We start from the raw sequence: 22,308 nt of genomic DNA, 5'->3' as shown, positions 1-22,308 counted from the left end.
GCAGCCTGAAGCTTGTGGCTTGCAGCTGCTCCAGCTACCGGAGGGACCATGAGCTACGTTATAGACCGACGCCTGAACGGCAAGAACAAGAGCACGGTCAACCGCCAGCGCTTTTTGCGGCGGTACCGCGAACATATCAAGAAAGCCGTCGAAGAGGCGGTGAGCCGCCGTTCCATCATGGACATGGAACATGGCGAGCAGATCAGCATACCGGGGCGCGACATCGACGAACCGGTGCTGCACCATGGCCGCGGCGGCAAGCAGACCATCGTGCACCCGGGCAACAAGGAATTCACCGCCGGCGAACACATCCCCAGGCCACAAGGAGGCGGGGGTGGTAGCGGGCGTGGCAAGGCCGGCAATTCCGGCGAGGGCATGGACGACTTCGTCTTCCAGATTACCCAGGAAGAGTTCCTCGAATTCATGTTCGAGGACCTCGAATTGCCCAACCTGGTCAAACGCCACCTGACCGGTGCCGACACCTTCAAGACCGTGCGCGCCGGTATCGCCAACGAAGGCAACCCGTCACGCATCAACATCGTGCGCACCCTGCGCTCGGCCCATGCCCGGCGCATCGCCCTGACCGGCAGCAGCCGTGCCCTGCTACGCGAAGCGCAGAAGGAACTGGCCCGCCTGAAGATCGAGGAGCCGGACAACTTCAGCGATATCCAGGAAGTCGAACAGGAAATCGAGCGCCTGAAGGCACGGATCAACCGCCTGCCCTTCCTCGACACCTTCGACCTCAAGTACAACCTGCTGGTCAAGCAGCCCAACCCCAGCTCCAAGGCGGTCATGTTCTGCCTGATGGACGTGTCCGGGTCGATGACCCAGGCCACCAAGGACATTGCCAAACGCTTCTTCATCCTCCTGTACCTGTTCCTCAAGCGCAACTACGACCGCATCGAAGTGGTATTCATCCGCCACCACACCAGCGCCCGTGAAGTCGACGAAGAAGAATTCTTCTATTCGCGGGAAACCGGCGGCACCATCGTTTCCAGCGCGCTCAAGCTGATGCAGGAAATCATGGCCGAGCGCTACCCGGCCAGCGACTGGAACATCTACGCCGCCCAGGCCTCGGACGGCGACAACTGGAACGACGACTCGCCGATCTGCCGCGACATCCTGTCCAAGCAGATCATGCCGCATGTGCAGTACTACACTTACGTCGAAATCACCCCACGTGAGCACCAGGCGCTGTGGTACGAATACGAGCGCATCGGCGAAGCCTTCCCCGACACGTTCGCCCAGCAGCAGTTGGTATCGGCCGGCGACATCTACCCGGTCTTCCGTGAACTCTTCCAGCGCAGGTTAGCCACATGACCGCCAGAGCACAGAGACGCCAACCCATTTCCACCGGGTCCGAGTGGACGTTCGAACTGATCCAGACCTACGACCGGGAAATCAGCCGCCTGGCCGAGCGTTACGCTCTGGACACCTACCCCAACCAGATCGAGGTGATTACTGCCGAGCAGATGATGGACGCCTACGCCTCGGTAGGCATGCCGCTGGGCTATCACCACTGGTCCTATGGCAAACAGTTCCTCAGCACGGAAAAGTCCTACAGCCGGGGCCAGATGGGCCTGGCCTACGAAATCGTGATCAACTCCGACCCGTGCATCGCCTACCTGATGGAAGAGAACACCATGTGCATGCAGGCACTGGTGATCGCCCATGCCTGCTACGGCCATAACAGTTTCTTCAAGGGCAACTACCTGTTCCGCACCTGGACCGACGCCAGCTCGATCATCGACTACCTGGTGTTCGCCAAGCAGTACATCGCCCAGTGCGAGGAACGCCACGGCATTGATGCCGTGGAGGACCTGATCGACTCCTGCCATGCGCTGATGAACTATGGCGTCGACCGCTACAAGCGCCCTTACCCGATTTCCGCCGAAGAGGAACGGCGCCGGCAGAAAGAACGCGAAGAGCACCTGCAACGGCAGATCAACGACCTGTGGCGGACCATCCCGAAAAGCGCTGACAAGGGCAACGAGCGCGATGACGCGCGCTTCCCCGCCGAACCGCAGGAGAACATCCTGTATTTCATCGAGAAGAACGCCCCGCTACTGGAGCCCTGGCAGCGTGAAGTGGTGCGCATCGTGCGCAAGATTGCCCAGTACTTCTACCCGCAGCGCCAGACTCAGGTGATGAACGAAGGCTGGGCGACGTTCTGGCATTACACCTTGATGAACGACCTGTACGACGAGGGCCTGATCACCGAAGGCTTCATGATGGAGTTCCTGCAGTCGCACACCAGCGTGGTGTTCCAGCCTGGCTTCGACAGCCCGTACTACAACGGCATCAACCCGTACGCACTGGGCTTTGCGATGTATACCGACATCCGCCGCATGTGCGAAAACCCGACCGAAGAAGATCGCCGCTGGTTCCCCGACATTGCCGGCAGTGACTGGCTTTCTACCATCAAGTTCGCCATGAGCAGCTTCAAGGACGAGAGCTTCATCCTGCAGTACCTGTCACCCAAGGTGATGCGTGACCTCAAGCTGTTCAGCATTCTCGATGATGACCAGCGCGACGACCTGCTGGTGCCCGCCATTCATGACGAGGCCGGCTACCGAATCATTCGCGAGCAACTGGCGGCGCAGTACAACCTGGGCAACCGCGAACCGAACGTGCAGATCTGGAGCGTCGATCGCCGCGGCGACCGCTCGCTGACCCTGCGCCACCAACAACACAACCGTAAACCGCTGGGCGATTCCACCGATGAAGTGCTCAAGCACCTGCATCGCCTGTGGGGCTTCGACATCCACCTGGAGACCGTGCAGGGCGACCAGGTGATGAAGACCCACCACATGCCACCGCGCGGCGAGCACGGCGAAAACGCCGACTACGGGCGCATGGACCTGGCCGTCATCCACCACCTCTGATGCAACGCCATGGCTGTCGACAGGTTATCCTGTCGGCAGTTATGGAGAGTTGCACATGCACATCTACAAAGTCGGCGGCGCCGTGCGCGACCGCCTGCTCGGCCGCCCGGTCAGCGATATCGACTGGCTGGTGGTCGGCGCCACGGTCGAGGAAATGCACGCCAAGGGCTACCGCCCGGTCGGCGCCGACTTCCCGGTGTTCCTGCACCCGACCACCGGCGAGGAATACGCCCTCGCACGCACCGAGCGCAAGAGCGGGCGTGGCTACGGTGGCTTCACCTTCTACGCCAGCCCCGAAGTGACGCTGGAAGAAGACCTTATACGCCGCGACCTGACCATCAATGCGATGGCCGAGGACGAAGCGGGCGTCTTGTACGACCCTTATCACGGCAAGAACGATCTCGATCAGCGCCTGTTACGTCACGTTTCCCCGGCATTTGCCGAAGATCCTTTGCGCGTGCTGCGCGTCGCGCGCTTCGCTGCCCGTTATGCACCGCTGGGTTTTCGGGTGGCCGAAGAAACCTTGGAGCTGATGCGCCAGATCAGTGCTTCCGGCGAGCTGCAGGCGCTGACGGCCGAACGCAGCTGGAAGGAAATCGAGCGGGCACTGATGGAAGCGCAGCCGCAGGTGTTCTTCCAGGTCCTGCAGGCCTGTGGCGCCCTGGCGGAGCTGCTGCCCGAGCTGGAAGAGCATACCCAGGCATTGAAGGCGCTGGAGCAGGCTGCACTGCATGAGCACCCCCTGCACGTACGCTGGGCCTGCCTGCTGCACAGGCTGGCCCCCGCCTCGATCAAAGCCGTCAACCAGCGCCTCAAGGCGCCACGGGAATGCCAGGAGCTGGCTTTGCTGACCGGGGAGTGCCTGGCGCAAGGCAACCAGGCGCTGGCGTTGCCAGCGACGGCGTTGCTGGAGCTGTTACAGAAGTTCGATGTGTACCGGCGGCCGCAGCGGTTCGAGGACTTCCTGATCGCTTGCCAGATGATCGCACTGGGCGAGAGCAAAGTAGGTTATCCACAGGCCGATTATCTGCGGGGGGCAGCGGCCGCAGCGCGGGCGGTGGATGTGAAACCGCTGGTGCAGGCTGGGCTGACTGGGCAGGCACTGGGCGAAGCGCTCAAAGGTGAGCGGCTGAAAGCGCTTGAGACTTACCAGCTCGGTTGATCTCACCGGCCTCATCGCGGGCACGCCCGCTCCCACAGAACAGTGCTTTACCTGTGGGAGCGGGCGTGCCCGCGATGAGGCCGGTACAGGCTCAAGCCGGCGTCAGCTGCAACCCACGCCATTCAAAGGCAACCGGCGCCAGCACCTGGTCAATCCGCGCTTCCTGCCATAACTGCGCCATGCGCTTGCCCACCCCCGGATGCACCAGGTCGGGCGCCAGCAGCGCCAGCGGCCACAGCACGAAGGCATTCTTCAGGATCTCGGCACGGGGCAGCACCAGCCCATCGAACGTGCCCAGCAAGTCGTCATACATCAGCACATCGATATCCAGCGGCAGCCCCTTGCGGTCCGGTGCATAGCGGCCGTTGTCGGCCTCGATGAACTTCAGCCGGCGGTCCAGCTCGATCAGCGGCAGCGCCGTCTGCCCAGTCACCACGAAGTTGATGAACGGCCCGCTCTTGATACCCACCGCCTGGCTTTCGAACGCCGGCGAACAACGCATGCCGGTCAGGATGCCAGCCAGTGCATCGAGCCCGGCACACAGGTGCGCCTCGCGGTCGATGTTGCTGCCAAGGCCCAGGTACACCGTGCTCAGAGACATCCGCGCTCGATCTCCACGCCAACACCACCACGGGCCGCAGGCACCGCACCCGGCTTGGTGAGCTTCAACCGCACCCATGGGATGTGGAACTCCGCCATCAGCGTTGCCACCAGGCGCTCGGCAAAGGTTTCCACCAGTTCGAAACGGGCCTGCTCGGCAAACGCCTGGATACGCGCCGACACACTGGCGTAATCCAGCGCCAGGCCCAGGTCGTCACCGGCCGCAGCCGGGCGGTTGTCCCAGGCGAAGCTCAGGTCCAGGCGCAAGCACTGGCGAATATCCCGCTCCCAGTCATAGGCACCGATGACGGTATCGACTTCCAGGCCTTCGATGAACACTCTGTCCAAGCACTTCTCTCCACAGCACGACAAGGGCGACTGGCGCCGTTAGAATCAGGGCGTCCTCGCCCGGAATAGTTAGCATGTTTTGGTTACTGGCGCTGCTCGCCTACCTGCTCGGCTCGCTGTCCTTCGCCATCGTCCTAAGCCGCCTTGCGGGCAGCCCGGACCCGCGTTCCAGCGGTTCAGGCAATGCCGGCGCCACCAACATGCTACGCCTGGCAGGCCGCAAGCTGGCGATCCTGACCTTGCTTGGCGACCTGTGCAAGGGCCTGTTGCCGGTATGGCTCGCCCGCCTTGCCGGGCTGGACCTGCACGCGCAGGCCTGGGTTGGCGTGTGCGCGGTGCTGGGCCATCTGTTTCCGCTGTACTTCCGCTTCCGTGGCGGCAAGGGCGTGGCGACTGCCGCCGGCATGCTCATGGCCCTGTACTTCCCGGCCGCACTGCTGGCCATCGGCGCCTGGCTGCTGACCTTCTACCTTACCCGCACCAGTTCGCTGGCGGCGCTGATCGCCACGCCGCTGACCTTGCCCCTGCTCGCCTGGCGCGAACCAGAGGCGCTGCTGCCGATCAGCGTGCTCACGCTGATGATCGTCTGGCGCCACCGCAACAACCTGCGCGACCTGTTCGCCGGGCGGGAACGGCATTTCTAGCCATCAGACCGGCGGCAACTGCTCCATCGGCCAGCGTGCCTGCACGCTGATGGCCAGGTCCTGCTGCTGCCCGGCCAACAACCGCTGGCAGCCAGCGTAGGCGATCATCGCGCCGTTGTCGGTGCAGAACTGCGGGCGCGCGTAGTACACGTTGCCCTTGATGCTGGCGAGCATGTCTTCGAGGGACGCACGCAAGGCCTTGTTGGCGCTGACGCCACCGGCGATGACCAGGCGCTTGAGGCCGGTCTGCTTCAGCGCCCGCTTGCACTTGATGGTCAGAGTCTCCACCACCGCCTGCTGGAACGCCAGGGACAGGTCGCAACGGGTTTGTTCGTTGTCGTCACCAGCATCGCGGCACTGCTGCCAGGTGTTCAGGGCGAAGGTTTTCAGGCCGCTGAAGCTGAACTCCAGGCCCGGGCGGTCGGTCATTGGCCGCGGGAAGACGAAGCGCCCCGGCACACCGCGCTCGGCCAGGCGAGCGATTTCCGGGCCACCGGGGTAGTTCAGGCCGATCAGCTTGGCGGTCTTGTCGAACGCTTCGCCAGCGGCGTCGTCCAGGCTCTCGCCCAACAGCTCGTAGTGGCCGATGCCATCGACGCGCACCAGCTGGGTGTGGCCACCCGAAACCAACAAGGCGACGAACGGAAACTCCGGCGGGTTCTGCTCCAGCATCGGTGCCAGCAGGTGGCCTTCCATATGGTGCACGCCAATCGCCGGGATATCCCAGGCAAAGGCCAGCGCCTGCGCACAGGACGCGCCCACCAGCAAGGCACCGACCAGGCCGGGGCCGGCGGTGTAGGCGATGGCGTCGATCTCGGTGGCGACGCAGCCGGCCTCGTCCAGCACCTGGCGGATGAGCGGCAGCATGCGCTTGACGTGGTCACGCGAGGCAAGCTCTGGCACCACACCGCCAAACACGCGGTGCAGGTCGATCTGGCTGAACAGTGCGTCGGCCAACAAACCACGCTCGCTGTCATATAATGCGACGCCAGTTTCGTCGCAGGATGTTTCCAATCCCAGTACTAGCATGGGCTCGTCCCTTGTGGGGGCTGAATTCGAAGCCGCGCATGATAGTCCTCGTGTCGGATGCCGACCAGCGGTTTTCGATCAGAGGCTTTGCATTCCGGCTTGCTAAGGGTTAACATCCGCAACCCTTGAAAACCGACGTTCTCCAGCACACCTTTGTTTTGCCAGGAGCACGTCTACCCCGGTAATGAATTAAGGTAGCCCTGGATGCCAGCCGTCAAAGTTAAAGAGAACGAACCCTTCGACGTAGCTCTGCGTCGTTTCAAGCGCTCCTGCGAAAAAGCCGGTGTACTGGCTGAAGTTCGTAGCCGCGAGTTTTACGAGAAGCCGACCGCCGAGCGTAAGCGCAAAGCAGCTGCTGCTGTTAAGCGTCACGCCAAGAAAGTTCAGCGCGAACAGCGCCGCGCCGTTCGCCTGTACTAATACAGGCGTTCTACGCAAAGCTTCTGCCCTGCCCGGCTAACCGCCGGGCGATGGCAGTGGTCGCTTCAAACTTGAGCAGCTAGCTCAAGGCCCTGCACAAGCTTCTTGCGAACTGCACATGGGCAACCTGCCTGAAACGTCAGAGCTGGTCCTCCTTGTTGTATGACCAGACGTGCACGTCCGACTGACGGGCCCCACCGGGCTGGCGACGAGCACATTTTCCCTCGTACTTCTCCAAGCGGCACCCGCCCCATTCGGCGTGTGAGCGATTAGACTTGCCAGTTGCCAGATGACGAGACTGCCATGGCCGGGCTGATTCCCCAGAGTTTCATTGACGACCTGATCAACCGCCTCGACATCGTCGACGTGGTGAGTTCGCGCGTCCAGCTGAAAAAGACCGGCAAGAACTACTCCGCCTGCTGCCCGTTTCACAAGGAAAAGACCCCTTCCTTCACGGTCAGCCCCGACAAGCAGTTCTACTACTGCTTCGGCTGCGGTGCCGGTGGCAACGCGCTGGGCTTCGTCATGGACCACGACAACCTGGACTTCCCCCAGGCGGTCGAGGAACTGGCCCGCGCCGCTGGCATGGAAGTACCCCGCGAGCAAGGCCGCCGCGACCACAAACCGCGCCAGCCCACCGATTCGCCGCTGTACCCGTTGCTGGACGCCGCTTCGGAGTTCTACCGCCAGGCCCTGCGCAGCCACCCGACCCGCAAGGCGGCGGTGGATTACCTCAAGGGCCGCGGCCTGTCCGGGGAAATCGCCCGCGACTTCGGCCTGGGCTTCGCCCCGCCAGGCTGGGACAACCTGCTCAAGCACCTGGGTGCCGACAGCCTGCAGCAGAAGGTGATGATCGACGCCGGACTGCTGATCGAGAACGCCGAAAGCGGCAAACGCTACGACCGCTTCCGCGACCGGGTGATGTTCCCGATCCGTGACAGCCGTGGGCGCATCATCGCCTTCGGTGGCCGGGTGCTCGGCGACGACAAGCCAAAGTACCTGAACTCCCCGGAAACCCCGGTGTTTCACAAGGGCCAGGAACTGTACGGCCTGTACGAGGCACGCAAGCACAACCGCAACCTCGACGAGATCATCGTCGTCGAGGGCTACATGGACGTCATCGCCCTGGCCCAGCAGGGCTTGCGCAACGCCGTGGCCACCCTTGGCACCGCCACCAGCGAAGAGCACCTCAAGCGCCTGTTCCGCGTGGTGCCCAGCGTGCTGTTCTGCTTCGACGGCGACCAGGCCGGGCGCAAGGCCGCCTGGCGCGCCCTGGAGTCGACCCTGCCGAACCTGCAGGACGGCCGCCGTGCGCGCTTCCTGTTCCTGCCCGAAGGCGAGGACCCGGACAGCCTGGTGCGCGCCGAAGGCACCGATGCCTTCATGGCCCGCATCAACCAGCACGCCCAGCCGCTGGCCGACTACTTCTTCGAGCAACTGGGCGTGGAAGCCGACCCGCGCTCGCTGGAAGGCAAGGCGCATATGGCGACCCTGGCAGCACCGCTGATCGAAAAGATCCCCGGCGCCAACCTGCGCCAGCTGATGCGCAACCGCCTGCGCGAAATTACCGGCCTCGACCCGCAGCAGGTCGAGCAACTGGCGCAACACGCCCCGGCCCCCGGCAACGTGCCGGACTACGACCCTGGCTACGATTACGACGCCATGGCCAGCTACACCCCCGACTACGGCGACATGCCGCAGCACGACTACGCCCCTGCCCAGCAGGAACAGGCGTGGAAGCCGAACAAGGGCGCCGGCAAGAAGCAATGGGGCGACAAGCCCTGGGACAAGAACCGCAAGGGCGGCAAACCCTGGCAACAACGTGACGAAGCGCCACCGCGCGTGCCGGCCCCGGTCGAGCCGCCAACCCTGGCCGCCCTGCGCACGCTGCTGCACCACCCGCTGCTGGCCGGCAAGGTGGAAGATGCCAGCCATTTTGCCGACGAAGAGCACCTGTACAGCCAGCTGCTGGTGGCCCTGATCGAAGCCGCGCAGAAAAATCCTGGGCTAAGCTCAATGCAGTTGATCGCACGTTGGCACGGCACCGAACAGGGCCGCCTGCTACGGGCGCTGGCGGAAAAGGAATGGCTGATCGTGGCCGACAACCTTGAACAACAGTTTTTCGACACTATAACTAGCTTGTCCGCCCGCCAACGCGAGCGCAGCCTGGAACAACTGCTCAGGAAATCACGTCAAAGCGAATTGACCAGCGAGGAGAAATCCCAGCTCCTCGCCCTGCTGAGCCGGAATGTTCCCGCACAAACGCCGACCTCATCTGGCGCGTGAGGCCCATGCTCGGGTATAATCCTCGGCTTGTTTTTTGCCCGCCAAGACCTTCAGTGGATAGGGTGTTATGTCCGGAAAAGCGCAACAGCAGTCTCGTATCAAAGAGTTGATCACCCGCGGTCGTGAGCAGGGCTACCTGACTTACGCGGAGGTCAACGACCACCTGCCTGAGGATATTTCAGATCCGGAACAGGTGGAAGACATCATCCGCATGATCAACGACATGGGGATCAACGTATTCGAGAGTGCTCCGGATGCGGATGCCCTTCTGTTGGCGGAAGCCGACACCGACGAAGCTGCGGCCGAAGAAGCCGCTGCTGCGTTGGCGGCAGTTGAAACCGATATCGGCCGCACGACCGACCCGGTGCGCATGTACATGCGCGAAATGGGTACCGTCGAGCTGCTGACCCGCGAAGGCGAGATCGAAATCGCCAAGCGTATCGAGGAAGGCATCCGTGAAGTCATGGGCGCCATCGCCCACTTCCCGGGCACTGTCGACTACATTCTCGGCGAATATGACCGGGTCACCAGCGAAGGTGGCCGGCTGTCCGACGTTCTCAGCGGTTACATCGACCCTGACGACAACATCGCTGCACCGACCGAAGAAGTGCCGATCCCGGGCGCCAAGGCCGCGACCGCGAAGGAAGAGTCCGACGACGACGAGGAAGAATCCGAAAGCGGTGACGACGAGGAAGAGGCCGAGAGCGGCCCGGACCCGGAAGTCGCCCGCCAGCGTTTCGGTGCCGTCGCCGATCAGCTGCAGGCCACCAACAAGGTCCTGAAGAAAAACGGTCGCGCCCACAAGGAAAGCATCGAGGCCCTGCAGGCCCTGGCCGACCTGTTCATGCCGATCAAGCTGGTACCCAAGCAGTTCGAGGTACTGGTAGAGCGTGTCCGTGACGCCCTGAACCGTCTGCGCCAGCAAGAACGCGCCATCATGCAGCTGTGCGTACGTGATGCGCGCATGCCGCGCGCCGACTTCCTGCGCATGTTCCCGGGCAACGAAACCGACCAGACCTGGAGCGGTGACCTGGCCAAGCGCAACACCAAGTGGGCTGCCGCCCTGGGTGAAAAGGACGCTGCCATTGTCGCTTGCCAGCAGAAGCTGATCGACCTTGAGAACGAAAGCGGCCTGACCGTTGCCGAGATCAAGGAAATCAACCGTCGCATGTCGATCGGTGAAGCCAAGGCCCGCCGCGCCAAGAAAGAAATGGTCGAGGCGAACCTGCGTCTGGTGATCTCCATCGCCAAGAAGTACACCAACCGTGGCCTGCAGTTCCTCGACCTGATCCAGGAAGGCAACATCGGCTTGATGAAAGCGGTGGACAAGTTCGAATACCGTCGCGGCTACAAGTTCTCGACCTACGCCACCTGGTGGATCCGTCAGGCGATTACCCGTTCGATCGCCGACCAGGCACGCACCATCCGTATTCCGGTGCACATGATCGAGACGATCAACAAGCTCAACCGTATTTCCCGCCAGATGCTGCAGGAAATGGGTCGCGAACCGACCCCGGAAGAACTTGGCGAGCGCATGGAAATGCCTGAGGACAAGATCCGCAAGGTACTGAAGATCGCCAAAGAGCCGATCTCCATGGAAACCCCGATCGGTGACGACGAAGATTCGCACCTGGGCGACTTCATCGAGGACTCGACCATGCAGTCCCCGATCGATGTGGCCACGGTCGAAAGCCTCAAGGAAGCCACCCGCGACGTGCTCTCCGGCCTCACCGCGCGTGAAGCCAAGGTACTGCGCATGCGCTTCGGTATCGACATGAACACCGACCATACCCTTGAAGAGGTAGGCAAGCAGTTCGACGTGACCCGTGAGCGGATCCGTCAGATCGAAGCGAAGGCGTTGCGCAAACTGCGCCACCCGACTCGCAGCGAGCACCTGCGCTCCTTCCTCGACGAGTGATGACAAACCCCGGCCCAGGCCGGGGTTTTTCTTTCCGCCCTGTGCAACCTGCCACTCCCGCATGGATCGGGCAGGCCTGTACGAAAGACTCCACCTTCCACCCAACACCAGCAGCAATGCCCGTCTACACTCGACTTCAGTCCCCCTGAAAGCGAGGCCGCTATGTCTTTGTTGCCGGCCATCCTGTTGATGTTCCTGCTTTTGTGGAACACAGCGGCCGGCGCCCTGACCCTGACAGATGAGGAAAAAGCCTGGTTGGCTGCCCATCCGCAGTTGAGCCTGGGTGTAGACGCCTCTTGGCCACCGTTCGAGTTTCGCGACCAGGAGGGCCGGTACCAGGGATTGGCCGCCGATTACATCGCCACCATCCAGCAACGCCTGGAGGTGACGCTCAAACCGGTCGAACCGCGTAGTTGGACCGAAGTGTTGGCGATGGCGCGGGAAAACCGCATCGACCTGCTGCCCGGCATCATGTCCACCCCCGAACGCCAAGGCTACCTGGCCTTCACCCGCCCGTACCTCGATTTCCCCATCGTCATTCTCGCCCATAAAGGCGCTGCACAGCCGCGCAACCTCGACGAGCTGTACGGCCTGAAGGTTGCCGTGGTGGAGAACTACGCCCCGCACGAATTGCTGCGCACGCACCACCCAGACCTCAACCTGGTGGCCCTGCCCAATGTCAGCTCGACGTTGCAGGCCCTGGCCACCGACCAGGTGGACGCCGTGGTCGGTGACCTTGCCTCGAGTATCTGGAGCCTGCGCCAGCTGAAGCTCGATGGCCTCTACGTCAGTGGCGAAACTCCCTACCGCTACCAGCTGGCCATGGCCGTGCCCCGTGACAAGCAGGTACTGGTCGGCATTCTGGACAAGGTGATCGCCGACATGAGCAGCGGCGAAGTCAGCCAGATCCAGCAACGCTGGGTGGGCAATGTGGTCGACCAACGGATGTTCTGGTCTGACATGCTGATGTATGGCCTGCCGGCAGTTCTGGTATTGATGGCGGTACTGGCGGTGGTCATCCGCATCAACCGCCGCCTGAGCTCGGAAATTTCCCGGCGCATCGCCCTCGAACAGGAGCTGCGCAGCAGCGAATACCGCTACCGCAGCCTGGTCGAGAGCCTGTCCGCCATTGCCTGGGAGGCCGACGCCAACGACTTCATCTACAGCTACGTTTCGCCGCACGCCGAGGACCTGCTGGGCTATCCCCTCAGCGAATGGCTCAAGCCCGGCTTCTGGCGCAGCATCCTGCACCCGGATGACGCCCTCTGGGCGCAGGCCTATTGCGACAGCGAAACGGCGGCTGGGCGTGACCACAGCCTGGATTATCGGGTGATCCGCGCCGATGGCCAGCCGCTGTGGGTGCGCAACATCGTCAGCATGATCGAGCACGGCCACAAACCGGTGATGCGCGGGCTGATGATCGACATCAGCGAGACCAAGCGCACCGAAAACGCCCTGCGCCTGTCGGAACAGAAGTTCGCCTCGGTGTTCCAGCAGTGCCCGGACATCCTGCTGATCGCCCGCCACAGCGACGGCTGCCTGCTGGAGGTGAACGAAGCCTTCGCAGAGCAGATCGGCCTGGCCCCGGACCAGGTCATTGGCCGTACGGCCACCGACCTGAACCTGTGGGGCGTCGAAGGTACCGGCCCGCGCCTGCTCGAACGCCTGCACCAGGGCGGTATCCGCAACCTGGAGATGAGCTTCCGGCGCAGTAATGGCCAACTGTTCACCGGCCTGACCTCGGCGGAAACCTTCGAGCTCGACGGCACCCCGGCGCTGGTGGTGGCGGTGCGCGACATCAGCCAGCTCAAGGAAACCCAGGAGCAGCTGCAAACCTCGGAAGAAAAATTCGCCAAGGCCTTCCACGCCTCCCCCGACGGCCTGCTGCTGTCGCGCCAGACCGACGGTTTGCTGCTGGAAGTGAACGAGGGCTTCTGCCGCCTCACCGGCTACGACCTCCACCCGACCCTCGACCAGACCTCGCTGGACCTGGGCATCTGGGTCGACCTCAACGAACGCAAGCGCCTGGTCGAGCAGCTCAACCGCGACGGTTTCGTGCGTGACTTCACCTGCCACATTCGCCGCAGCGACGGGCAGATCCGCCTTTGCGAACTGTCCGCCCGGCCTCTGCCGATTGCCGGCGTAGACTGCATGCTGACCATCGCCCGCGATATCACCGAGCGCCACCTGATGCAGGAAAAGCTGCAACTGGCTGCCACCGTGTTCGAGAACACTGCCGAAGGGGTGCTGATCACCGACATCGACCAGCGCATCAGTGCGGTCAACCGCGCCTTCACCGAAATCACCGGTTACAGCGAGAGCGAGGCGCTTGGCCAGACCCCGCGCCTGCTCGCCTCCGGCCAGCACGACAGCGCCTTCTATGCCGCCATGTGGCACCAGCTGACCGACGAAGGCCACTGGCAAGGCGAGATTTACAACAAGCGCAAGAACGGCGAGCTGTACCCCGGCTGGCTGACCATCAGCGCCGTGCGCAACAGCGAACACGAGATCACCCACTTCGTCGCGGTGTTCGCCGACATCTCCAGCCTCAAGCACGCCCAGGCCAAGCTGGACTACCAGGCCCACCACGACCCGCTCACCGGGCTGCCAAACCGCACCCTGTTCGAAAGCCGCCTGCAGGCCGTGCTCACCAGTGAACAGGAGTCCAACCGCCAGGGCGCGGTATTGTTCCTCGACCTCGACCGCTTCAAGCACATCAACGACAGCCTCGGTCACCCGGTCGGCGACCTGCTGCTCAAGGGCATCGCCCAACGCCTGAAGGAGCAGGTACGCGACGTCGACACCGTGGCCCGCCTGGGCGGTGACGAATTCATCATCCTGCTGCCGGGCCTGCACAAACCCAGCGACGCCAGCACCATCGCCAACAAGCTGCTGGCCTGCTTCAACGCGCCGTTCCAGGCCGGCGAGCATGAGTTCTTCACCAGCGCCAGCATCGGCATCAGCCTTTATCCACAGGACGGCACCGACGTTTCCACATTGATTCGCAACGCCGACGCGGCGATGTACCGTTCCAAGGCCAAAGGCCGCAACCGCGTCGAAGCCTATACCCTCGACCTTACTGCCCAAGCCAGTGAACGCATTGCCCTGGAGCACGAGCTGCGCCGCGCCATCGAGCGTAACGAAATGAGCCTGTGCTTCCAGCCCAAGCTCAGCCTCAGGACCCAGAGCCTGGTGGGTGCCGAAGCATTGATCCGCTGGAGCCACCCGACCTTTGGTGAAGTGCCGCCGGAACATTTCATCCACCTGGCGGAAGAAAACGGCACCATTCTGCAGCTTGGCGACTGGGTACTGGAGCAGGCCTGCCGCCAGATACAGGCCTGGAAACAGCACTACGAGCCCTTCGGCCCGCTGTCGATCAACCTCGCTGGCGCGCAGCTGCGCCACCCGCACCTGGCCCGGCGTATCGAACAGTTGCTCAGGCAATACCAGCTGCAGGCTGGCGACCTGCAGTTGGAAATCACCGAGAACTTCATCATGAGCCAGGCAGAAGAAGCCCTGGCCGTGCTGTACCAGTTGAAGAAACTGGGCGTGCAACTGGCCATTGACGACTTTGGCACCGGGTATTCCTCACTGAGCTATCTCAAGCGCCTGCCGCTGGACATTCTCAAGATCGACAAGTCGTTCATCCGCGGCCTGCCCGATGACCCGCACGATGCAGCCATAGCCCGGGCAATCATCGCCCTGGGCCGCAGCATGCAGCTGACCATCATTGCCGAAGGCGTGGAAAACCAAGCCCAGCAGCGTTTTCTGGCAGCTGAAGGGTGCGAGCAGATCCAGGGCTACATCGTCAGCCTGCCGCTGCCACCGGAGGAGTTCGCGGCGGGGTTCCTTCGCATAGCACTATCGGATCTTTCAGATGGCACAGGTGTGAAACCCTCGTTATAATCCGGCCACTTACTGAGGGCCTATAGCTCAGTCGGTTAGAGCAGAGGACTCATAATCCTTTGGTCCACGGTTCGAGTCCGTGTGGGCCCACCAACCTTGAAGCCGCGTATTACGCGGCTTTCGGCTTTTTGGGTTTGTGGCAGCCGGATCAGTCCTATGGTCCGAAGGTACAAATTAGGTACAGTGCGGCTTCGCTTGCACGCCTTTGGAGTCCTTCAGATGGCCACAATCGTCAAAACCCCTGCCGGCACCTGGAAGGCCGTTATCCGCAAGACCGGATGGCCGACCAACGCCAAAACCTTCCGCACCAAACGCGACGCCGAGGATTGGTCGCGGCGCACCGAAGATGAAATGGTGCGGGGTGTCTATATCCAGCGCAGCGGGTCCGAGCGACTGACACTCGAAAATGCGCTGCAGCGATATCTGCGCGAAGTCAGCCCTACCAAAAAGCCCACCACGCAGAAGGCCGAGGCGACCAAGGCTCAGCAGTTGATAAAGCACCTGGGCAAATACTCGCTGGCGGCTCTGTCATCCGAGGTTATTGCCAACTATCGCGATACACGCCTGGGCTCCCTGACCAACCGCGGCCAACCCACCAGCAATAACACCGTGCGGCTAGAGCTTGCCCTCCTCAGCCACCTATTCACTGTCGCAATTCAGGAATGGGGCCTCGGACTCACATACAACCCTGTGCTCAACATTCGGAAACCGAGCCCAGGTGAAGGTCGAAATCGTCGGCTTACAGCAGACGAGGAACGTCGCTTGCTGAAAGAGGTAAACAAGCACAGCAACCCTATGCTGGGATGGATCGTCAGGATCGCCTTGGAAACGGGTATGCGGTCGTCTGAAATCACAGGGTTACGTCGGCATCAGGTCGATGTCAAAAAGCGCGTAGTACGCCTTCTGGTAACGAAGAACGACAGCGCCCGGACTGTGCCACTTAGCAAGCTCGCTGCAGCAACATTCCAAGCAGCGCTTCAAAACCCTGTGCGTCCCATCGATTGCGATTTGATCTTTTTTGGTGAACCTGGAAAGGACGGAAAGCGGCGCCCTTATGCCTTCACGAAAATCTGGGGATTGCTCAAATCTAAGCTGGGCATGCCAGATTTCCGCTTCCACGACCTCCGCCATGAGGCAGTCAGCCGATTAGTTGAAGGTGGGCTTTCAGACCAAGAGGTTTCTACCATCAGCGGCCACAAGTCAATGCAGATGTTGAAACGATATACGCATCTTCGCGCGGAGGACCTGGTGGTGAGGCTCGACAGCTTGAAAGCTAAAAAATAATTCTATTAAAGATTCTCCGATAATAGATTTCAGGAAAACCCCTATACACATTAGCCTTTCCACACCTGCCAACTAACCAAAACTATATGTTTTGGCAATCACAGACTAACAAAACCTTTAATCCAAACTAATACGCCTTGGTTGAAAACCGAGGCGTAGCCATTTGACGATTGCGCATCATTACCCAAAGATACGCCTAACTATTAGCAACTATGGTTGATTGACAATGACGACCGAACAATATTTGCTTGAGCGCTTTGGCCCACTAATGAGCATCGTAGACATTGCCGCGATATTAGACCGATCTCCAGAAGGCGTTAGAGTGGCCCTTTACTCAAACACCGAAATTTCTAAAAGACTCAAACCTACGATGCTCAAGATCGGCCGGCGAGTTTATTTCCGCACCCTCCAAGTCAAGGAGGTATTGTCGCTCGACGGAGAGCGTGGAAGTGCAATCCCATGAGCACGGATCAAACCTTCAAAGTCAAAAGGCCGCCCTACTGCATTGTTCCAGCAAGCGTCCTAACCGAGAGCAGGCTGAGCTGGCGCGCGCGCGTGGTCTTGTCCTGGATGCTGGGTCAGAACGAAGGCTGGGAGCTTAGAGTCGGCCACATACGTGGAAAATTTGGCCTCAGCGAGCAGCAATGGAGCGCTACAAGCAAGGAGCTACGGGCGCTAGGCTACTTCAAGCAGGAGCGATTCCAGAATGAATCAGGGAAGATCATCTGGGAGAATTTTGTCACGTATACCCCCAGTGAACCATCCCCCCAAAAACCAGGGGATGGTCGATCATGCCATGGTGACCCACTGCCCGGGAAACCATCCCCTGGCCCCAAGGGGGATATACCAATAAAAAGAGAAAACAATACAAACCATACCAATATAAAAGAAACTAGAACAAAACCTAACACCAGCGAGATTTCACCGAAGCATACGCTCACATGGCCAACACTGGCCGCCACAGAGCGGAGCCTCATTGAGCCATTATTGATAGATGTGGACCAACAAGCCGCTCAGATGCTTCTTGATGAGCTAGCAGGCAACCTGGAAGCAGGTAGAGTTAAGGCACCTAACAGATGGTTTAAAGCAGTTCTCAAACGCTACAGGGAAGGTAAGTTCTCACCCACGATTGCACGCGCCATGGCAAATAAGCAGAGTTCGTCATTGCCGGACCAGCCCCCCAAAACGAAGCGGGTAATTAAGACGAGATCGGTTGCGGATGCAAACATCTCCGGCATGCCAAAGCACATAGCCGCAGTTCTGAATAGAAAATATCAGCAGCCACAAGCGTAGGAGCGGAGCGCTGTGAAACCTCGCCTTCATTCGCCGTTCATCTCCGCGCTTCGCTTGGGCAACCCCTTCGGTTGCATCCCGCGTCCTATCCTTGCCGGACGGGCGGCAGGGGCAGGTCCGGCGGCTTCGCCTTGTTCCTCCCCCTGTCGCTAGGCTTGGTCGCTTACAGCCGCATCAAGGGTACGGCTACGCCCATCATCCTCACCCGTTCGGTGCTCGCCCTCCGGGCTGCGCTCCGCTGCGGCTTGCGGTGATGCCCTTGACCCAGCTTCCAGCTATTCATGGATGCTGGCTGAAACAAATTCGGTCAAGGTGAGCTTCCCGTCCACAAAAGCTTGAGCGCGTCGCTTTTCTTCAGCGCTCAATACAAAGCCCTCGAGCCCGATTGACACGCAAGCATACTCGACAGCCTTCCGACGCCGCTCCCTCTCAGCATTCGTGATGATGCTCTCCGAAGTATTCACGGGCTTTCCCCTCGTGTCGGTGACTAAAACAAGACAATTTCAGCGCTGAACAGATAAACGAGGGTCAAGGGCGTCACCGGAGGCCGCAGCCCGTGAAACGGGACCGGGCGAGGATGACGGCGAAGCGAACCCTTGACGCTGTGCACCTCCAATCCTATATGCGGGGGCTGCTGGATGCCTTTCCCAGCGGCCCCTGCTACCGGCGAGGTCGGGAAGTCCAGAGGGGCAGAGCCCCTTTGGGCAAGCCCGCCAGGGCGCGCAGCAGGGTCCACAATACTGATAACCGGCCGCTAACTACCGACCTTCCCTCCTCTCGCCCTACCCCAGTTCTTGCCTAGGTTCTGCATGACATGCTGCCGGTAGGCTGGGTTCCAAACGCTGTTTCCTGCGATCACATGATTCAAACCTCTTGCAGTGGTCATCATGCCCGACTGCAGGTCTCGGCGCGTTGACATCGGGTTAACGGTGTTGAAGACCGCCTTGGCTGGGTTTAACGCAGCCTGAGTCATCTGCCGCAATGTGATCGCACTGGACGACAGACCACCTGCAAGCTGACCTCCCAATGAGTAAGCCTGATAAACCATGTAGAGCACGATCCCACTCAACGCGAGGATCTCCAGCATGTCGGTCGTTGGACCGTTTCCAGCAGTGGGCTGCACATCAGCCAGCATTGTCGAGAAGAACTTCATCCCCAGCGTAAGCACTGAAGTGATCGCGGCGCACTGAATGATGTAGGTCATCACTTGGGCGAACCATTGATCGAACAATTTGCTGGTCATTTGACCGAACAGCAGTAGTGCGATGAATAGCGGGCCGCACCCCAGCAAAAATGCCAACAGCACCTTGGCTGTGATGATCATCGCTCCAGCGGGTAGCGTAATCAGGAATGTTGCGATGAGCATCGTTCCAGCGATAAGCCAGTCATAAAGAATCATGCCTATCTCGGTCATGCCACGACGTCCTGCGCGAGCAATCAGATCGGAAGCGATATCAAATCCATCGGTCATGGCTCTATCAATCACCTGATACACCGACGTTGCAGCTACACCTTTGCCGTTTGGCGAGAACGCATCTGCCAAGCCAACCTCCAGGCCGCGAATCGCTTCCACGACCCAACCAAGGTACGTATCGGCATTGAGTGCCAAGGCGCCGATGAATACCCATTTCAACATGAGCTTGAAGACATGCGGGAGAGGATGCTCGATGAAGCCACCGACTGACAAAAGGCCCAGGATCATGAAGAAAAGGCCGCCGCCAGCAACGAACAAGCCCGAGGAATTATCAATGACACCATGTGCCATGAGTTGCACGTAGCCGTTTAATACCGAGTCGATTGAGCCACCTACCCATTCGTAAAAATTGGACTGCATGGTCATTGCCCCTCCAGATTCAGCATTTCACGCTTTCGATAGCCGCGCTGATCAAGCTGCTGCTCATTCCTGGCTTGCTTGGCATTAACGCAGTTCGGCGTAAGAGCCAGAGTCCCGGCATGTCGCTCGCACTCCGATATATGGATATCCCTTTCCGAGCTGTGGGCTTTGTACCAATCGACAGAATGGACCGGTTCATCCGCCCCGCAGCCCGTGAGCAGAAACAAAACGACAATTGAGAAACGAGAGGCTGTCATTTCCGGCCCTCCCGATTCTGATCCGCCCCATTCACATCACAAGGCAGCACATGCTCCGCCTCCGAGCGAAATTCCCCAGCAAATTTCAGCGAATAGGCCAGCTCAGCAGCGTTGATAATCTGAAGTGCTGCAAGCGTTCTCAACGCGCTTTCCCTTGTCCCTGCCCAACTACCCGCGATGCGATATTCGGACCTCGAAATCAATAGCGACGAACCCAGTGCACATGCGAACGAGATCAAAACGGCGAGCGCTGGGGAGATTGGCCCAGCTGCTCGGGGTGGCACTACCTGCAGCCAATCGGCAAGCGCCAATACAAAAGGCATGATCGCGGCCGATGCCGCCAGGAGATCGCTCTGGATCAACTCAGGTGCACGTCGTGACACCTCTTTCAAAGCCCCGAACCGGCCAATGCAAATCCAGAATCGCCGTAAGGAAGTGAGGATGAAGAAGCACACGACCAAGGGGAGGATATGAGCGTACGAGATCATTTCAGTTGCTCCCCAGGTTCAGCAATTCGCGATTCTTGTAGCCTCTCTTGTCGAGCACCTGGGCATTCAGTTCCCGTTGCCGCTGCTCCTGAATCTTGCCCTCGGCCTCAGCGACCATTTGGAACATCTGCAATTTGGTCTGCTCGTTCTGGATCATCGCTTGCTCAGCAGCGATGCGACCCTGCAGCTCTGCGATCCCTTTGGGATCTTGCGTTTGATTGATCTGCCCCATGAGTTGGTCAATCTGGCGCAGTCGGGCTTCGGCCTGGTCATAGGCCTCCAGAGCAAACGCTTTATCTTGCGATGGCTTCACCGCCTGTGCCCGGCAAGCATCGCGCTGCTGATCCTGAACCAGGCTTTCGCAGGCATCGAAGACCTTGTTATCCGCATAGATCGAACCAGCACGACCATTCAGGCCTGAATAGCCGCCATGCTTCACTGCGTCATACACCGCCTGCCAGTCTTGAGGCAGATACTCTCGCAGCTGCGGATCATCAAATACTCGACCGAGCCCACGGGCCCCCGTGAGCGCACCGTACTGCTGTTTCATCTGGTCAATCTGGGACGCCATCTGCTGAACCTGTTGGGCCCAGCGAGTCGTGTTAGACGCGAACTCGGCAACAGTCATAGGAGAATCCGTAACTTGAGTAGTAACGGTTACGGGAATTTGCGCGAAACTCTGCTGTGAACACATCAGTGACGCAAATATTGTCGCGAAACCAAATGGTCGGACACCTTTCCATGCTGGACGCATAAACAGATCCATAGTCATCTCTCCATTGAACAATGGTGAACACTGGGCCGTCTGTCCGGCCTGTCGATCTGCTTAGGAATCGCACCCGGCACGGTTATACCGTTCTTGGGGTGACTATGCGCCAGTCTTACCCGGTGTAGGCCCCGTCTTTTAAGGGCCGCGCCGATAATGCGTTAAGCATCAGCGAGGTGGTTACAGTGTTCATCTAACAAACCAAAACACTACATTTTGGCGAAATGCATTATCTCATTTTGACTCCTTATCTAGAAGTGCCATACATCCCATTTCTTCGTCATGACTAAATCCTCATTGCAACGAATGACTACTGCAGGATAGGCTAATCGCCGGTAAAGTGTCATACATTCTGTATGCCACTTGGCCCATCGGACCTAAATAGGATTCGCGTTATGGGTAGTGAGAAGAAGTCACCGATTCTTAGTGTCAGGCTAGGGCCTGACCTTAAAGAGCGTTGGGATACCTATTGCAAAGGCTTAGGGCGTGCCCCCAGCTCGGCCATCAAAGAGGCTATCGAGCAACAGCTGAAAGCCGCCGAGGCCCTCCCGACTCCCAAGACCTACCGTCAAACGGAAACTGCCAAGGAGCCGAAAGCGCGTTTCGAAATCCTTCTAACCGTCTCCGAAAAAGCTGCCGTCAAAGAGCGGGCGCACGTTGAGCGCTGTTCAATGCGCCGCTGGATTGTCGATGCGATCCGAATAGGGCTTACTCATGAACCGCAGTTCGGCATGTCAGAAATCGACGCGTTGGGTGAATCCAACTATCAGTTGCTTGCTTTGGGCAGAAACCTCAATCAAATTGCCCGGCGCTTGAACGAAGGCCATTACGAGCCGATCACCGTAGAGCGAATAGAGGCACTAAGTCGTTTGATCGACAAGCACACGGATGTGGTTTCAGCGGCTATTGGCGCAAGCCTTGAGCGTTGGAGCATCACTCGCTAGACTGAACATCTAACATGAGTAGCAGCGAATACCTACGCTCAGATATGCAGGAGAACAGGCACATACTGTTGGTCAATTTTACTGCCCCAACCACACGCTTGTTAAACTAAACACCATATCGCAGCACCAATCCAAAGCATCAACCTGAGTCAAATACGTGCTTGCACTTATACGTTAATATAGGATTAAAAACGAAGCAATCAGAAGTATTAAGATTTGACCGCTTCAGCTCCCTAGACATAAG

General features: G+C 59.9%; 20 protein-coding genes and 1 tRNA gene. 13 read left to right on the top strand and 8 right to left on the bottom strand.

Features of this window, described 5'->3' with window-relative positions; all coding sequences use genetic code 11:
* Positions 1–48: 48 nt before the first annotated feature.
* Genes ACJA3S_RS02040 through ACJA3S_RS02030 form a run of 3 tightly spaced genes read left to right on the top strand, consistent with a single transcriptional unit; the run spans position 49 to position 4,047 of the window.
* On the top strand, positions 49–1,320 hold the full coding sequence (locus ACJA3S_RS02040; protein WP_170027947.1) for a YeaH/YhbH family protein: 1,272 nt from the start codon (positions 49–51) through the stop codon (positions 1,318–1,320).
* Positions 1,317–2,885 (top strand): SpoVR family protein, encoded by a 1,569-nt coding sequence (locus ACJA3S_RS02035; protein WP_170027946.1) that lies wholly within the window; start codon positions 1,317–1,319, stop codon positions 2,883–2,885. The genes ACJA3S_RS02040 and ACJA3S_RS02035 overlap by 4 nt, the downstream gene beginning before the upstream one ends.
* Before the next feature lie 55 nt (positions 2,886–2,940).
* Complete coding sequence (locus tag ACJA3S_RS02030) at positions 2,941–4,047, top strand: multifunctional CCA addition/repair protein (protein ID WP_406820701.1); 1,107 nt, start codon at positions 2,941–2,943, stop codon at positions 4,045–4,047.
* A 91-nt stretch (positions 4,048–4,138) separates the two neighbouring features.
* On the opposite strand, the gene folK is transcribed toward ACJA3S_RS02030, so the two are convergent.
* Positions 4,139–4,648 (bottom strand): 2-amino-4-hydroxy-6-hydroxymethyldihydropteridine diphosphokinase, encoded by a 510-nt coding sequence (gene folK, locus ACJA3S_RS02025; protein WP_406820700.1) that lies wholly within the window; start codon positions 4,646–4,648, stop codon positions 4,139–4,141.
* Entirely contained in the window at positions 4,639–4,995 is a 357-nt protein-coding gene (folB, locus tag ACJA3S_RS02020) for a dihydroneopterin aldolase (RefSeq protein WP_406820699.1), read from the bottom strand. Before folB ends, folK begins: the two co-directional genes overlap by 10 nt.
* A 74-nt stretch (positions 4,996–5,069) precedes the next feature.
* On the opposite strand from folB, the gene plsY reads away from it, so the two are divergent.
* Positions 5,070–5,639: a glycerol-3-phosphate 1-O-acyltransferase PlsY gene (gene plsY, locus ACJA3S_RS02015; RefSeq protein WP_170027943.1), complete on the top strand. Its 570-nt coding sequence runs from the start codon at positions 5,070–5,072 to the stop codon at positions 5,637–5,639.
* Positions 5,640–5,642: 3 nt separating this feature from the next.
* Here plsY and tsaD read toward each other — a convergent pair whose 3' ends face one another.
* Positions 5,643–6,668, bottom strand: a complete 1,026-nt coding sequence (gene tsaD, locus ACJA3S_RS02010) for a tRNA (adenosine(37)-N6)-threonylcarbamoyltransferase complex transferase subunit TsaD (protein WP_289131776.1) — start codon at positions 6,666–6,668, stop codon at positions 5,643–5,645.
* Between the two features lie 204 nt (positions 6,669–6,872).
* Between tsaD and rpsU the strand changes: the two genes are divergently transcribed.
* From rpsU to ACJA3S_RS01970, 8 genes are all read left to right on the top strand, one after another.
* Positions 6,873–7,088, top strand: coding sequence for a 30S ribosomal protein S21 (gene rpsU, locus ACJA3S_RS02005; RefSeq protein ID WP_003255575.1), 216 nt, complete (start codon positions 6,873–6,875; stop codon positions 7,086–7,088).
* A gap of 303 nt (positions 7,089–7,391) precedes the next feature.
* Entirely contained in the window at positions 7,392–9,374 is a 1,983-nt protein-coding gene (gene dnaG / locus ACJA3S_RS02000) for a DNA primase (RefSeq protein ID WP_170027941.1), read from the top strand.
* Positions 9,375–9,441: 67 nt separating this feature from the next.
* Positions 9,442–11,292: an RNA polymerase sigma factor RpoD gene (gene rpoD / locus ACJA3S_RS01995; protein ID WP_170027940.1), complete on the top strand. Its 1,851-nt coding sequence runs from the start codon at positions 9,442–9,444 to the stop codon at positions 11,290–11,292.
* Positions 11,293–11,454: 162 nt separating this feature from the next.
* On the top strand, positions 11,455–15,198 hold the full coding sequence (locus ACJA3S_RS01990) for an EAL domain-containing protein (RefSeq protein ID WP_406820698.1): 3,744 nt from the start codon (positions 11,455–11,457) through the stop codon (positions 15,196–15,198).
* A gap of 16 nt (positions 15,199–15,214) precedes the next feature.
* A tRNA-Ile gene (locus ACJA3S_RS01985) sits at positions 15,215–15,291 on the top strand.
* Positions 15,292–15,417: 126 nt separating this feature from the next.
* Positions 15,418–16,482 (top strand): site-specific integrase, encoded by a 1,065-nt coding sequence (locus ACJA3S_RS01980; protein WP_119368655.1) that lies wholly within the window; start codon positions 15,418–15,420, stop codon positions 16,480–16,482.
* A gap of 226 nt (positions 16,483–16,708) precedes the next feature.
* The gene (locus ACJA3S_RS01975) at positions 16,709–16,945 is read left to right on the top strand and encodes a plasmid-related protein (protein WP_119368617.1); all 237 of its coding nucleotides are present in this window, start codon (positions 16,709–16,711) and stop codon (positions 16,943–16,945) included.
* Positions 16,942–17,775, top strand: a complete 834-nt coding sequence (locus ACJA3S_RS01970; protein WP_147406332.1) for a hypothetical protein — start codon at positions 16,942–16,944, stop codon at positions 17,773–17,775. Before ACJA3S_RS01975 ends, ACJA3S_RS01970 begins: the two co-directional genes overlap by 4 nt.
* 275 nt (positions 17,776–18,050) lie before the next feature.
* On the opposite strand, the gene ACJA3S_RS01965 is transcribed toward ACJA3S_RS01970, so the two are convergent.
* From ACJA3S_RS01965 to virB5, 5 genes are all read right to left on the bottom strand, one after another.
* Positions 18,051–18,239: an antitoxin VbhA family protein gene (locus tag ACJA3S_RS01965; RefSeq protein ID WP_119368616.1), complete on the bottom strand. Its 189-nt coding sequence runs from the start codon at positions 18,237–18,239 to the stop codon at positions 18,051–18,053.
* A gap of 290 nt (positions 18,240–18,529) precedes the next feature.
* A complete protein-coding gene (locus ACJA3S_RS01960) occupies positions 18,530–19,615 on the bottom strand; it encodes a type IV secretion system protein (RefSeq protein WP_406820697.1) in 1,086 nt (361 codons plus the stop codon).
* Positions 19,612–19,866 (bottom strand): EexN family lipoprotein, encoded by a 255-nt coding sequence (locus ACJA3S_RS01955; protein WP_119368615.1) that lies wholly within the window; start codon positions 19,864–19,866, stop codon positions 19,612–19,614. Before ACJA3S_RS01955 ends, ACJA3S_RS01960 begins: the two co-directional genes overlap by 4 nt.
* Positions 19,863–20,354, bottom strand: coding sequence for a hypothetical protein (locus tag ACJA3S_RS01950; protein WP_119368614.1), 492 nt, complete (start codon positions 20,352–20,354; stop codon positions 19,863–19,865). The genes ACJA3S_RS01955 and ACJA3S_RS01950 overlap by 4 nt, the downstream gene beginning before the upstream one ends.
* A gap of 1 nt (position 20,355) precedes the next feature.
* Positions 20,356–21,048 carry a P-type DNA transfer protein VirB5 gene (gene virB5 / locus ACJA3S_RS01945; protein WP_406822189.1) on the bottom strand — a complete coding sequence of 231 codons (693 nt, stop codon included), beginning with the start codon at positions 21,046–21,048 and terminating at the stop codon, positions 20,356–20,358.
* A 467-nt stretch (positions 21,049–21,515) separates the two neighbouring features.
* On the opposite strand from virB5, the gene mobC reads away from it, so the two are divergent.
* Positions 21,516–22,064, top strand: a complete 549-nt coding sequence (gene mobC / locus ACJA3S_RS01940) for a plasmid mobilization relaxosome protein MobC (protein WP_406820696.1) — start codon at positions 21,516–21,518, stop codon at positions 22,062–22,064.
* The last annotated feature ends 244 nt before the right edge of the window (positions 22,065–22,308 follow it).

Origin of the sequence: Pseudomonas sp. KnCO4, from assembly GCF_045344305.1 — a bacterium.
GTDB classification, from domain to species: Bacteria; Pseudomonadota; Gammaproteobacteria; order Pseudomonadales; family Pseudomonadaceae; genus Aquipseudomonas; species Aquipseudomonas anuradhapurensis.
The sequence above is the reverse complement of the archived record's forward strand: the minus strand, read 5'-3'. Positions and strand labels throughout refer to the sequence as shown.

What these genes read in the sequence shown, in the direction of transcription:
- ACJA3S_RS02040 (WP_170027947.1), top strand. Translation starts at nt 49, where the DNA reads ATGAGCTACGTTATAGACCGACGCCTGAACGGCAAGAACAAGAGCACG.
- ACJA3S_RS02035 (WP_170027946.1), top strand. Translation starts at nt 1,317, where the DNA reads ATGACCGCCAGAGCACAGAGACGCCAACCCATTTCCACCGGGTCCGAG.
- ACJA3S_RS02030 (WP_406820701.1), top strand. Translation starts at nt 2,941, where the DNA reads ATGCACATCTACAAAGTCGGCGGCGCCGTGCGCGACCGCCTGCTCGGC.
- folK (WP_406820700.1), bottom strand. Translation starts at nt 4,648, where the DNA reads ATGTCTCTGAGCACGGTGTACCTGGGCCTTGGCAGCAACATCGACCGC.
- plsY (WP_170027943.1), top strand. Translation starts at nt 5,070, where the DNA reads ATGTTTTGGTTACTGGCGCTGCTCGCCTACCTGCTCGGCTCGCTGTCC.
- tsaD (WP_289131776.1), bottom strand. Translation starts at nt 6,668, where the DNA reads ATGCTAGTACTGGGATTGGAAACATCCTGCGACGAAACTGGCGTCGCA.
- rpsU (WP_003255575.1), top strand. Translation starts at nt 6,873, where the DNA reads ATGCCAGCCGTCAAAGTTAAAGAGAACGAACCCTTCGACGTAGCTCTG.
- dnaG (WP_170027941.1), top strand. Translation starts at nt 7,392, where the DNA reads ATGGCCGGGCTGATTCCCCAGAGTTTCATTGACGACCTGATCAACCGC.
- rpoD (WP_170027940.1), top strand. Translation starts at nt 9,442, where the DNA reads ATGTCCGGAAAAGCGCAACAGCAGTCTCGTATCAAAGAGTTGATCACC.
- ACJA3S_RS01990 (WP_406820698.1), top strand. Translation starts at nt 11,455, where the DNA reads ATGTCTTTGTTGCCGGCCATCCTGTTGATGTTCCTGCTTTTGTGGAAC.
- ACJA3S_RS01980 (WP_119368655.1), top strand. Translation starts at nt 15,418, where the DNA reads ATGGCCACAATCGTCAAAACCCCTGCCGGCACCTGGAAGGCCGTTATC.
- ACJA3S_RS01975 (WP_119368617.1), top strand. Translation starts at nt 16,709, where the DNA reads ATGACGACCGAACAATATTTGCTTGAGCGCTTTGGCCCACTAATGAGC.
- ACJA3S_RS01970 (WP_147406332.1), top strand. Translation starts at nt 16,942, where the DNA reads ATGAGCACGGATCAAACCTTCAAAGTCAAAAGGCCGCCCTACTGCATT.
- ACJA3S_RS01960 (WP_406820697.1), bottom strand. Translation starts at nt 19,615, where the DNA reads ATGACCATGCAGTCCAATTTTTACGAATGGGTAGGTGGCTCAATCGAC.
- ACJA3S_RS01955 (WP_119368615.1), bottom strand. Translation starts at nt 19,866, where the DNA reads ATGACAGCCTCTCGTTTCTCAATTGTCGTTTTGTTTCTGCTCACGGGC.
- ACJA3S_RS01950 (WP_119368614.1), bottom strand. Translation starts at nt 20,354, where the DNA reads ATGATCTCGTACGCTCATATCCTCCCCTTGGTCGTGTGCTTCTTCATC.
- virB5 (WP_406822189.1), bottom strand. Translation starts at nt 21,048, where the DNA reads ATGTGTTCACAGCAGAGTTTCGCGCAAATTCCCGTAACCGTTACTACT.
- mobC (WP_406820696.1), top strand. Translation starts at nt 21,516, where the DNA reads ATGGGTAGTGAGAAGAAGTCACCGATTCTTAGTGTCAGGCTAGGGCCT.